Raw genomic sequence first — 11695 nt, 5'->3', positions numbered from 1 at the left:
TTAACTCCCTGCCCCAACCGTAGCCACCGCCAATCTGGCCACTGTGGTTTTGTCCTGCTCGATTTCGGCCAGAGTCCCGCCCAGCGCGGCGCGGATTACGCGCCCGATCTCGTCGGCCAAAAACGAGACGCCCTGAACCTTGGTCACGGACTGGATGTCGACCAGATACCTCGCACGCAGGAGCATCGCGAGCTGGCCGAGGTTCATCTCGGGGGCGACGACCTGCGGATAACGGCGCAAAACGTCACCGAGGTTGGCCGGGAATGGGTTGAGGTGACGCAGGTGGGCGTGGGCGACCTTGATGCCCTTGCGGCGCGCCCGTCGACACGCTTCGCCGATTGGGCCGTAGGTGCTTCCCCACCCGATCAGCAGCAGTTCTGCGTCACCGCTGGGGTCGTCGACCTGCAGGTCGGGCACCCGGATACCGGCGATCTTGGCCTGCCGCAACCGCACCATCAAGTCATGGTTGGCCGGCTCGTAGGAGATATCGCCGGAGCCGTTTGCGCACTCCAGCCCGCCGATGCGGTGTTCTAGTCCGGGAGTGCCCGGAATCGCGAACTGGCGGGCCAAGGTCTGCGGGTCGCGGGCATACGGCTGGAATGGTTCACCGGCCTTGGCATAGGTGTGTTCGATGGGTGCCAGCGTGCTGATGTCCGGGATGAGCCACGGTTCGGAGCCGTTGGCAATGGCACCGTCGGACAACAGGATCACCGGGGTGTGGTAGGACACTGCGATCCGCACCGCCTCTAGGGCGGTGTCAAAGCAGTCCGACGGCGACCGTGGTGCCAGCACTGCGACGGGGGATTCGCCGTTGCGCCCGTACATCGCCTGCAGCAGGTCGGCCTGCTCGGTCTTGGTCGGCATCCCGGTCGACGGGCCGGCGCGCTGCACGTCGATGACGAGCAGCGGCAGCTCGGTCATCACACCGAGGCCGATCGCTTCGGCTTTGAGCGAAAGACCCGGTCCCGACGTGCTGGTGACGCCCAGTGCGCCGCCGTAGGCCGCACCTAACGCGGCGCAGATTCCGGCGATCTCGTCCTCCGCCTGGAAGGTGATGACGTTGAAGTTCTTGTGCTTGGACAGCTCATGCAGGATGTCGGACGCCGGGGTGATCGGGTAGCTGCCGAGCACCACCGGGATGCCCGCCAGCTGACCGGCGGTGACGATGCCGTAGGCAAGCGCGGTGTTGCCCGAGATCTGCCGGTATTCCCCCGGCGGCAGCTTCGCCGGCGAGACGTCGTAGGTCGTGCCGAATGCCTCGGTGGTTTCGCCGTAGTTCCAGCCCGCCTTGAGCGCCAGCACGTTGGCTTCGGCGATGTCGGGCTTGCGGGCGAATTTCTCTCTGATGAATCGTTCGCTGGTCTCGATCGGCCGGCCGTACATCCACGACAGCAGGCCCAGCGCGAACATGTTTTTGGCGCGCTGGCCGTCCTTCTTCGACGCGCCGATCGCCTCGACGGCCCCTAGGGTAAGCGTGGTCATCGGGACGGCGTGCACGACGTAGTCGGACAGCTCGCCGTTGTCCAGTGGGTTGGTTTCGTAGCCCACCTTGGCCAAGTTGCGTTTGGTGAATTCGTCGGAGTTCGCGATCACCATTCCGCCGCGTGGGAGGTCGTCGATGTTGGCTTTCAGCGCTGCGGGGTTCATGGCCACCAGCACGTCGGGCCGGTCGCCGGCGGTCAGGATGTCATAGTCCGCGATTTGGATCTGGAAGGACGAGACACCGGGCAGTGTGCCGGCGGGCGCGCGGATCTCAGCTGGAAAGTTCGGTTGGGTGGCCAAGTCGTTGCCGAAAAGCGCCGCCTCGGAAGTGAATCGGTCCCCGGTGAGCTGCATCCCGTCACCGGAGTCCCCGGCGAAGCGGATGACGACTTTTTCCAGCTGCTGCCGCGTCGCCGTACCAGCGCTATGAGATTCTGAACCGGCTCCGTCGCCGTTCGGACCCACGTCCCCGCCTTCCGTTACTTCTCTGCGTACGGCCACCCTGCGTCACGGCTCCAGTATCTGCCGCCGCAGCGGACCCACCCACGTTTTATGTCACCGGCAGTACCGATTATGGCACTGCTCTTAAGCATTCGTTGACGCCGACGCGTGGGAACACGCCATCGGTATGCAATCAAACACCAAGGTCACGCCCGCGGATACCACGCCGGCAAGGCAAAACTGTGGCGTTCGTCACTTTTGCTGACACGCCAACTCTAAGAAGCGGGGACACCGCCGGGCAACCGCTCCGATTGCCCGGCCCGGCCGGCTCGCTAGGCGCTCTTGTCGCGGCGCTCGGTGCGCGACGGCTTACGCGGCACGATCGTCGGAAGCACGTTGTCTTGCACGGTCTCCTTGGTGACCACAACCTTGGCGACGTCGTCACGGCTGGGGATGTCGTACATCACGGGCAGCAGGACTTCCTCCATAATCGCGCGCAGACCGCGAGCGCCGGTGCCGCGGTGGATCGCCTGTTCGGCGATGGCCTCCAACGCATCCTGGGTGAACTCCAGTTCCACACCGTCCATCTCGAACAGCCGGGTGTACTGCTTGACGAGGGCGTTTTTGGGTTCGGAGAGGATCTTGACCAGCGAATCCATGTCGAGATTGGTCACCGAGGCGATCACCGGCAGTCGGCCGATGAATTCCGGGATCAGCCCGTACTTGATCAAATCCTCGGGCATGACCTCGGCGAAGTGGTCGGTGGTGTCGATCTCGGCTTTGGAGCGCACCTCGGCTCCGAAGCCCAGCCCGCGTTTTCCGACCCGGTCGGCGACGATCTTCTCCAACCCGGCGAAGGCGCCGGCCACGATGAACAGCACATTGGTGGTGTCGATCTGGATGAATTCCTGGTGCGGGTGCTTGCGGCCACCCTGCGGGGGCACCGAGGCCTGCGTGCCCTCGAGGATCTTCAGCAGTGCCTGCTGCACACCTTCCCCGGACACATCGCGGGTGATCGAAGGGTTTTCACTCTTGCGGGCGATCTTGTCGACCTCGTCGATGTAGATGATGCCGGTCTCGGCGCGTTTGACGTCGTAGTCGGCGGCTTGGATGAGTTTGAGCAGAATGTTTTCCACGTCCTCACCGACGTAACCGGCTTCGGTGAGCGCGGTGGCGTCAGCGATGGCGAACGGCACGTTGAGCATCTTGGCCAGGGTCTGGGCGAGATACGTCTTGCCGCAACCGGTGGGTCCCAACATCAAGATGTTGGACTTCGTCAATTCGACCGGCTCACCCGATCGCGAATCGCGCCCCTTCTCGCCGGCCTGGATGCGCTTGTAGTGGTTGTAGACCGCGACAGCCAGGGTCCGCTTGGCGTTGTCCTGGCCGATCACGTAACTCTCGAGAAATTCCCGGATCTCGGCGGGCTTGGGAAGTTCGTCGAGTTTGACGTCGTCGGCGTCGGCGAGTTCCTCTTCGATGATCTCGTTGCACAGGTCGATGCACTCATCGCAGATATAGACCCCGGGGCCCGCAATGAGCTTCTTGACTTGTTTTTGGCTCTTGCCGCAGAAGGAGCACTTCAGCAAGTCACCGCCGTCTCCGATGCGCGCCATGGTGCTGAGGGCCTACTTCCTTTTCGCCGTCCATCGCAGTGTGCCGCGTGTATCACGACGCTACCCGCTTGCGTGGGCCGGACGCGACCGATAGCGGCGAATAGCGTCGGTGGTATTCGTGCCTGTCTGCTGCGAACATAGCCCTTTGGCGGCCCAGTAGCAGCCCGGAACGCGCCGCCGTGTCCCTGGCGTGTCGCGGCTGTTACTCGACCGAGAGCCGGTGAGCTTGCCGATCCTACAGTTAAGCCCGTGGGATTCGCCGTGGCCGACGATACCGTCTTGATCGGTGATGGCGGGCTGGCCACCGAACTCGAGGAGCGCGGCCATGACCTATCGGACCCGTTGTGGTCGGCCAGGCTGCTGATCGACGCTCCCGAAGAAATCACGACGGTGCATGCCGCCTACTTTCGTGCCGGCGCCATGATCGCGACCACGGCGAGCTACCAGGCATCGTTCGACGGCTTCGCCGCCCGCGGCATCGGACGCGACGACGCGGTCCGGCTGCTGCGGCGCAGCGTCGAACTCGCAGCTACTGCGCGCGATCGCATGGGCGCCAACGGCCGCTGGGTCGCCGCCTCGGTCGGCCCGTATGGCGCCGCGCTCGCCGACGGGTCGGAGTACCGCGGACGCTACGGCCTTAGTGTCGCCGCGCTGGCGGCCTGGCACCGGCCTCGGCTGGAGGTGCTGGCTGAGGCCGGCGCGGACGTGCTCGCGTTGGAGACCGTGCCCGACGTCGACGAGGCCGAGGCGCTGGTGAACGTGGTGCGGCGGCTCGCAGTGCCCGCCTGGCTCAGCTACACCATCGAGGGAACCCGTACCAGGGCAGGGCAACCACTCGCCGAGGCGTTCGCGGTGGCCGCCGGGGTACCGGAGATCGTCGCGGTCGGCGTCAACTGCTGCGCGCCGGACGATGTGCTGCCCGCGGTCGCGGTGGCGCGGCAGACCGGCAAACCCGTGATTGTCTACCCCAACAGCGGAGAGCGCTGGGACAGCGCACGGCGAGCCTGGGTCGGCCAGTCGCGGTTCTCGGCTGAGCTGGCGCCGGAGTGGGTGTCGGCGGGAGCACGCATCGTCGGCGGCTGCTGCCGGGTGCGTCCGGCCGACATCGCTGCCGTGGCCCGAGCGGTCGCAAAAGCACCCTGAACGCCGCGTTGTTGGGGGCGTTTGCGTCTGGCCGCGCAGGGGCCAGGGACCCTAAGCCGTGGTGGCAGAAAGCTTCCGGTACTCCAGCACGGTGTCGATGATCCCGTAATCCTTGGCCTCTTCGGCGGTCAGGATCTTGTCGCGGTCGGTGTCTTTGCGGATCTGCGCGGCGTCTTTGCCGGTATGCCGGGCCAGGGTGGTTTCCATCAGCGTGCGCATCCGCTCGATCTCGGCGGCCTGGATTTCCAGGTCGGAAAACTGGCCTTGGATCACGCCCGACAGCGAAGGCTGGTGGATCAATACCCGCGCGTTGGGCAACGCCATTCGCTTGCCCGGTGTTCCCGCGGCCAGTAGCACCGCCGCGGCCGAGGCGGCCTGCCCCAGGCAGACAGTCTGGATGTCGGCGCGCACATACTGCATCGTGTCGTAGATCGCCATCAGCGACGTGAACCCGCCGCCGGGCGAATTGATGTACATGGTGATGTCGCGGTCAGGATCCAGCGACTCCAGCACCAACAGCTGCGCCATGATGTCGTTGGCCGACGCGTCGTCGACTTGGACGCCGAGGAAGATGATGCGCTCCTCGAACAGCTTGTTGTACGGATTGGATTCTTTGACGCCCCAACTCGAATGCTCAATGAAGGACGGCAGGATGTAGCGGGCCTGCGGCTGGATATCGGGATTCATGATGGTGCTCCGTTGACTGGGGCGTTGGTGATGATGTGGTCGACAAAGCCGTACTCCAAGGCTTCCTGCGCGGTGAACCAGCGGTCGCGGTCCGAGTCTGCCATGATTCGTTCAACGGGCTGGCCGGTGAACTCGGCGTTGAGCCGGAACATCTCTTTCTTGATCAACGCGAATTGCTCGGCCTGAATGGCGATGTCGGCGGCACTCCCGGTCACGCCGCCCATCGGCTGATGCATCAGAATCCGAGCATGCGGCAACGCGTAGCGCTTGCCCTTGGTGCCCGCGGCGAGCAGGAACTGACCCATCGAGGCGGCCAGGCCCATCGCGTAGGTCGCGATATCGCAGGGTGCCAGCACCATGGTGTCGTAGATCGCCATGCCGGCGCTGATCGACCCGCCCGGCGAGTTGATGTACAGCGAGATGTCTTTGGCGGGATCTTCCGCGGCCAGCAGCAGAATCTGCGCGCAGAGCCGGTTGGCGATGTCGTCGTTGACCTCGGAGCCCAGGAAAATGATGCGCTCGGCGAGCAAACGCTCGTAGACCGAGTCGGTGAGGTTGAGACCCTGCGTGTTCGTACGCATGCCTGTCACGACGGGATACCTGCTTTCTCGAGTTGCGTCTGCACCGACATTAACCAACCGGCGACGTCATGCACTCCCCGAAGTGCCCGCGTTCGCTCACAGCGTGGCGTCATGTCGCCACGTCGGTCACGCTGACCGGCCGGGACACCGTGCTAGGCCTCGCCGGCGGCCTCATCGGCCGCAGCGGTTTCAACCTCATCGACCCCCTCAGCCTCATCGGCCTCGTCAGCCCTGCGTTTACCGAACAACTCACCAGTGTCGATGACGTGTCCGTCCGTGTCTTTAACCGTTGCCGCCTGCACCACGGCGGCCACCGTCAACCCCGCCGCACGTCGGCAAACATGGCCGGCAACTGGTTGTTCTGCTGCAAAAACGACAGCAGCTGCGCAGGCTCGACACCGTATTGCCGGGACATCGACACCAGCCGTTCGGTGAGGTCGTCCTGACTGACCTGGATGCCCAGCTCATCGGCCAGGGCGTCCAGCACCAGCTGCGTCTTGACCGTCTTCTCGGCGGCGGCGCGGACATTTGCGTCGAACTGCTCGCGCGACGATCCCTGCTTGGCCAACGCCTCGGCGAATCTGGCTTCGTCGTGGTCGAGGCCGTGCAGTGCGTTGTGCATCGTTTCGTCGACGTGGGCCTGCACAATCGCCTCCGGCAGCGGGATGTCCACCTGCTCCAGCAGGCTATCCAGCGTGGCATTGCGGATCTTCTCGGCCTGCTGGATCTGCTTGGCCCGGCGGACTTGCTCGACCAGATTCGCGCGCAACTCGTCTATGGTGTCGAATTCGCTTGCCAGTTGCGCGAATTCGTCATCGAGTTCGGGCAGCTCGCGTTCCTTGACCGAGCCAACGGTGACAGTGACCTGAGCCTCCTGCCCCGCGTGCGGTCCATGTGCCAACGTGGTGGTGAACACCCCCGATTCGCCGGCCGACAAGCCGACGATCGCCTCGTCGAGGCCGTCGACCAGTTGACCGGAACCGACTTCATGCGTGAGGCCTTCGGTAGCCGCGTCCGCGACTTCCTCGCCGTCGATGCTGGCGGACAGGTCAATGGAAACGATGTCCCCCTCAGCCGCGGGCCGCTCGACCGGCCTCAGTGTGCCGAACCGAGTGCGCAACGACTGCAGCTCCTTCTCGACGTCCTCGTCGGTGACTTCGACCGGGTCCACGGTGACGGTCAGCGCACTGAGGTCGGGGAGCGTCATCGCAGGTCGCACGTCGACTTCGGCGGTGAAAACCAGGTCCTCGCCGTATTCTTTTTTGGTCACCTCGATCTCGGGCTGGCCCAGCGGACGCACATCCGCCTGCGTCACGGCCTGCCCGTAGCGGCTGGGCAGCGCGTCGTTGACCACCTGGTCGAGCATCACTTCGCGTCCGATGCGTGCTTCAAGCAGCTTGGCCGGTGCCTTACCTGGACGAAAACCGGGCAGCCGCACCTGTTTTGCCAGCTCCTTGTATGCCCGTTCGAAATCTGGTTCGAGTTCTGTGAAAGGCACCTCCACATTGATGCGAACCCGGGTGGGGCTCAACTGCTCGACGGTGCTTTTCACGGGTGTGCTCCTTGGTGTCGATTCATGGTTGACGCGAGCTGCGCTGGTCGGGGTGGCGGGATTTGAACCCACGGCCTTCCGCTCCCAAAGCGGATGCGCTACCAAGCTGCGCTACACCCCGCGCTGACCTCGCGATCCTACGGCCCGGGTCCACCGTCGCGGCAGTCGCCTCACACCGAAGTCACGGAACGGCCTCATTTGGATTTGATGTCTGCCCCGACGTACAGTCGCGCTCGAGAATTTTCTGCGGGCGTAGCTCAATGGTAGAGCCCTAGTCTTCCAAACTAGCGACGCGGGTTCGATTCCCGTCGCCCGCTCCGACCCGGGTCCGCGATAGCCGACGAAGCCAGGAGGACGTCGATCAAGCAGATGGGCGACGTCGACATTCAGGGAACATGCGCGCCGGCCTTCGAGCGGGTGCGGGATGCGTTCGAGCAGAATTTCGCGCTGCGCAACGAAGTCGGCGCCGCGGTCGCGGTCTGGGTGGACGGCGACCTGGTCGTCAACCTGTGGGGCGGTTCGGCGGACGCTGCCGGCACGCGGCCATGGCGCGAGAACACCCTGGCCACGGTGTTGTCCGGGACCAAGGGCCTGACGAGCACGTGTGTGCACCGGCTCGCCGAGCGCGGTGAGATCGACCTGCACGCGCCCGTCGCCCGCTATTGGCCGGAATTCGGCCGGGCAGGCAAGCAAGACATCACCGTGGCCATGGTGATGAACCACCGCTCCGGGGTGATCGGTCCGCGCAAGCCCGTGCCCTGGCAGCAGATGGCCGACTGGGACCTGGTGTGCGACCGGCTGGCCGCCGCCGAGCCGTGGTGGAAGCCCAATACCGCGCAGGGCTACCACATGTTCACCTTCGGCTTCATCCTCGGCGAGGTGTTTCGCCGGGTCACCGGCACCACCATCGGCCAGTACCTGCGCAGCGAGGTCGCCGAGCCGCTGGGTATCGACGTCCACATCGGCCTGCCCGCCGGCGAACATCACCGCTGCGCGGATTTGGTGGACAAGCCCCACATTCGGGAGATGTTGGCCTCGGCGCAGGCGCCTGCCTGTCCGGTCACGCTGGCCGAGCATCCCAAGGCGGGGCTGGCCGTCGGGATGGGGTTTGTGCCCGACGACGAGCTGGGCTCGAATGACCTGGCGCTGTGGCGAGAGCTGGAGTTTCCGGCCAACAATGCCCAGGTGTCGGCGCTGGGCATGGCGACGTTCTACAACGCGCTGGCCGAGGAAAAGCTGCTCACCCGCCGCCACATGGAACTGGTCCGGGTTTGTCAGGGGGGCTTTGAGACCGACCTGGTGCTAGGTCCCCGGGTCGCCGACCACGGCTGGGGCCTGGGTTACATGCTCAACCAGCGTCGTCTCAATGGGCCCAATCCGGGGATTTTCGGCCACGGCGGGTTGGGCGGGTCGTTCGCGTTCGTCGACCTTGAGCACCGGATCGGCTACGCGTATGTGATGAATCGCTACGACGCCACCAAGGCCAACGCAGACCCGCGCAGTGTGGCGTTAAGTGACGAGGTCTACGCGGCGCTGGGCGTCCGCAGAGACTGACGCGCAGCCGACGCCGCACGTAGCAACCGCACCTGCCAGGCTCGTCGGCAGGTGCGGTTTGGAGGCTACGGACGCTTTAGGTGTGTTCGGCCGCTGTCAGCCCTGGACTAGACTAGGCCCGGCCACCCCGGATCACCGCGGTGGCGGAGGCCCACCCGGACCCCGGGTCCGTGCGGCGGCGGTGGCGGTGGCGGCCCGCCCGGTCCCCATCCCGGCGGCGGTGGCGGCGGTGGCCCACCCCGCCCCCATCCCGGCGGGGGCGGCGGCCCACCAGGTCCACGCCAGTTGTCGTGGCAGTGGTCCCAGTCCCAGTTATCCCCCCAGCCAGGATCCCAAAACTCACCAGGGCACCATCGCGGGAAAGGGCCTGGCTGGGCCTGAGCGCTGGCTGCGGCACCCAACCCGGCCAAACCGAGACCAACGGCAAGTGCGGCTGTCGCTGTGGCAAATCGTGCGAATCTATTCACGGATACGGTTATACCCAAGGTATCTATGAATAAACTGTGTCTTTCTCGGCGTGCGGCCTATATCGATCGGCACCACTGCCCAGGAATCCCCTGAGCGGCAACGTCGTTGACCTCACTTCGCATCTCACCTGCCATTTTCACCGCTGACATACCCGACACCAGAAGATATTTCGACCTTCCATCTCAGCGGCGGTAATCGTCGCCGAACAGATCCGGCATGGCTCTCCGGCACGGCGATACACATAGGTGCGTGGGCGGTCAGGCAGGTATGGCGGCGCTCCGCAGTCGTGTTCTGGCCGTACCACAATGATTTTGCCGCGGCGTAGCCCAACCTTCATCAGCGTCACGAGGTCCCGCCAGGCTGCGTCGAATTCCGCGCCGGTGATCGCCCGACCGGGCCGATAGGGGTTGATGCCGTGGCGGAAAAGCAGTTCGTTGCGGTACACGTTGCCGACGCCGGCGATCACCGTTTGATCCATCAGCAAGACCCCGATTGGCCTGCGGGACTTGGCAATCCGCGTCCATGCCCAGGCCGGGTCGGCATCGCGGCGCAGCGGGTCGGGGCCAAGCCGCGACACCACGTCCGCCACTTGGGCCTCGTCGAGCAGTTCGCACACCGTCGGCCCACGCAAGTCGGTGCCGTATTCGGCACCGACCATCCGCATCCGCACCTGCCCCACCGGTGGCGGGATGGCGAGTCCGGGACGACGGGCCCACTCCGTGAAGTGACCGTACAAGCCGAGGTGGACATGCACCGTTGGACCGTCGACGTAGTGGTGGAAGAGGTGCTTGCCCCAAACGCTGGCGCGCCGCAGTACCAGCCCGTCGACAGCAGACGCCGATCGGGCGAACCTGCCCTGCGGGCTGGACACCGCCACCGGCGAGCCGGCGAAACGTCTTTGATGCAGCCGGGCCAGCCGGTGCAAGGTGTGCCCTTCGGGCATGGTCAGCCGGCCGTCGAGGGTTCCGCGCCGGGTACCGGCGGCGCCTCATGGGTGCGTTCGTATTCGTCGAGGATGTCGATACGACGTTGGTGGCGTTCGGCTTTCGACCACCGTGCGGTCAAGAACGCGTCGACGATCGCGAGCGCTTCGGACACCGTGTGCATTCGGCCGCCGATGCCGATGAGCTGGGCATTGTTGTGTTCGCGGGCCAGCGCCGCGGTTTCCACGTTCCACGCCAGTGCGCAGCGTGCGCCGGGCACCTTGTTGGCGGCGATCTGCTCGCCGTTGCCGGAACCACCCAGCACGATGCCCAGGCTGCCCGGGTCGGCCACGGTGCGGGTGGCGGCGGCGATGCAAAACGGCGGGTAGTCGTCGTCGGCTTGATAGCGGAACGCGCCGCAGTCGATCGGCTCGTGCCCGGATTTCTTCAGATGCTCGATGATGTGCTGCTTGAGGTCGTAGCCGGCGTGGTCGGAGCCCAGGTAGACGCGCATGCCCGCCATTGTGCCGGAAGCCTCGCCACACTCAGTCGAATTGCGGCGGCTCGGTGCGGGTCCGCTTGAGCTCCCAGAAGTGGGGGTATGACGCGAAAGTCACCGAGGCGTCCCACAGCTTGCCGGCCTCCTCGCCGCGCGGAATCTTCGAGAGCACCGGACCGAAGAACGCGACCCCGTTGACGTGGATGGTCGGGGTGCCGACGTCGTCCCCCACCGCGTCCATGCCCGCATGGTGGCTCTTGCGCAGCGCCTCGTCGTACGCGTCGGTGTTAGCGGCCTGCGCTAGCTCGGCGGGCAGACCCACGTCGGCCAGCGACTGCTTGATGACGTCGTCGAGATCCTTGTTGCCCTCGTTGTGGATGCGGGTGCCCATTGCGGTGTAGAGCGGTGCGAGCACTTCGGAGCCGTGAGCCTGTTCCGCGGCAATCGCCACCCGAACCGGGCCCCACGCCTTTTGCATTCCCTCTTTGTACTTCTCCGGCAGGTCGTCGCGGCCTTCGTTGAGGATCGCCAGGCTCATCACGTGGAAGTTTGCCGCGATGTCACGGACCTTCTCCACTTCGAGGATCCAGCGCGAGGTTATCCAGGCCCACGGGCACAGCGGGTCGAACCAGAAATCGGCGACTGACTTCTCGGACATGCAAGATCCTCTCATCGACGCTGTGGACAGCCGTCCAGCACAACCGTAGCCGCCGAAGAACTGTTCCCGGTGGCGAGAACTTGATTGCCCG

9 protein-coding genes, 2 tRNA genes and 1 pseudogene are annotated in these 11695 nt (G+C 65.2%); 3 read left to right on the top strand and 9 right to left on the bottom strand.

Going from position 1 to position 11695, the window contains the following annotated elements; genetic code table 11:
- The gene (locus tag MHEC_RS08630) at positions 1 to 1947 is read right to left on the bottom strand and encodes a 2-oxoacid:acceptor oxidoreductase subunit alpha (protein ID WP_048893022.1); all 1947 of its coding nucleotides are present in this window, start codon (positions 1945 to 1947) and stop codon (positions 1 to 3) included.
- Positions 1948 to 2255: 308 nt separating this feature from the next.
- Positions 2256 to 3539, bottom strand: coding sequence for an ATP-dependent Clp protease ATP-binding subunit ClpX (gene clpX / locus MHEC_RS08625; RefSeq protein WP_003921035.1), 1284 nt, complete (start codon positions 3537 to 3539; stop codon positions 2256 to 2258).
- A 261-nt stretch (positions 3540 to 3800) separates the two neighbouring features.
- Between clpX and mmuM the strand changes: the two genes are divergently transcribed.
- Positions 3801 to 4682: a homocysteine S-methyltransferase gene (mmuM, locus tag MHEC_RS08620; RefSeq protein ID WP_172442099.1), complete on the top strand. Its 882-nt coding sequence runs from the start codon at positions 3801 to 3803 to the stop codon at positions 4680 to 4682.
- 51 nt (positions 4683 to 4733) lie between these two features.
- Here the strand turns inward: mmuM and clpP2 are convergent, their stop codons facing one another.
- The 4 genes and pseudogenes from clpP2 to MHEC_RS08600 form a co-directional block, all read right to left on the bottom strand.
- Positions 4734 to 5369 (bottom strand): ATP-dependent CLP protease proteolytic subunit ClpP2, encoded by a 636-nt coding sequence (gene clpP2 / locus MHEC_RS08615; protein WP_048893024.1) that lies wholly within the window; start codon positions 5367 to 5369, stop codon positions 4734 to 4736.
- On the bottom strand, positions 5366 to 5959 hold the full coding sequence (locus tag MHEC_RS08610) for an ATP-dependent Clp protease proteolytic subunit (protein WP_082169988.1): 594 nt from the start codon (positions 5957 to 5959) through the stop codon (positions 5366 to 5368). Before MHEC_RS08610 ends, clpP2 begins: the two co-directional genes overlap by 4 nt.
- A gap of 143 nt (positions 5960 to 6102) precedes the next feature.
- A pseudogene (gene tig, locus MHEC_RS08605) lies at positions 6103 to 7502 on the bottom strand (trigger factor).
- A 44-nt stretch (positions 7503 to 7546) separates the two neighbouring features.
- A tRNA-Pro gene (locus MHEC_RS08600) sits at positions 7547 to 7623 on the bottom strand.
- A 125-nt stretch (positions 7624 to 7748) separates the two neighbouring features.
- Between MHEC_RS08600 and MHEC_RS08595 the strand changes: the two genes are divergently transcribed.
- Together MHEC_RS08595 and MHEC_RS08590 are read left to right on the top strand one after the other, a co-directional pair.
- A tRNA-Gly gene (locus tag MHEC_RS08595) sits at positions 7749 to 7819 on the top strand.
- Positions 7820 to 7871: 52 nt separating this feature from the next.
- Entirely contained in the window at positions 7872 to 9056 is a 1185-nt protein-coding gene (locus MHEC_RS08590) for a serine hydrolase domain-containing protein (protein WP_048893027.1), read from the top strand.
- A 604-nt stretch (positions 9057 to 9660) separates the two neighbouring features.
- Here MHEC_RS08590 and MHEC_RS08585 read toward each other — a convergent pair.
- The 3 genes from MHEC_RS08585 to MHEC_RS08575 are packed head-to-tail and all read right to left on the bottom strand — an operon-like array spanning position 9661 to position 11604.
- The gene (locus MHEC_RS08585) at positions 9661 to 10467 is read right to left on the bottom strand and encodes an Fpg/Nei family DNA glycosylase (RefSeq protein WP_048893028.1); all 807 of its coding nucleotides are present in this window, start codon (positions 10465 to 10467) and stop codon (positions 9661 to 9663) included.
- Between the two features lie 2 nt (positions 10468 to 10469).
- On the bottom strand, positions 10470 to 10961 hold the full coding sequence (locus tag MHEC_RS08580; RefSeq protein ID WP_048893045.1) for a ribose-5-phosphate isomerase: 492 nt from the start codon (positions 10959 to 10961) through the stop codon (positions 10470 to 10472).
- Positions 10962 to 10992: 31 nt separating this feature from the next.
- Entirely contained in the window at positions 10993 to 11604 is a 612-nt protein-coding gene (locus MHEC_RS08575) for an Rv2466c family mycothiol-dependent reductase (protein ID WP_071700498.1), read from the bottom strand.
- Between the last annotated feature and the right edge of the window lie 91 nt (positions 11605 to 11695).

This window comes from Mycobacterium heckeshornense (assembly GCF_016592155.1).
Taxonomy (GTDB): Bacteria; Actinomycetota; Actinomycetes; order Mycobacteriales; family Mycobacteriaceae; genus Mycobacterium; species Mycobacterium heckeshornense.
Note: the sequence above shows the minus strand (reverse complement) of the source record. Positions and strands in the feature narration are given on the sequence as shown.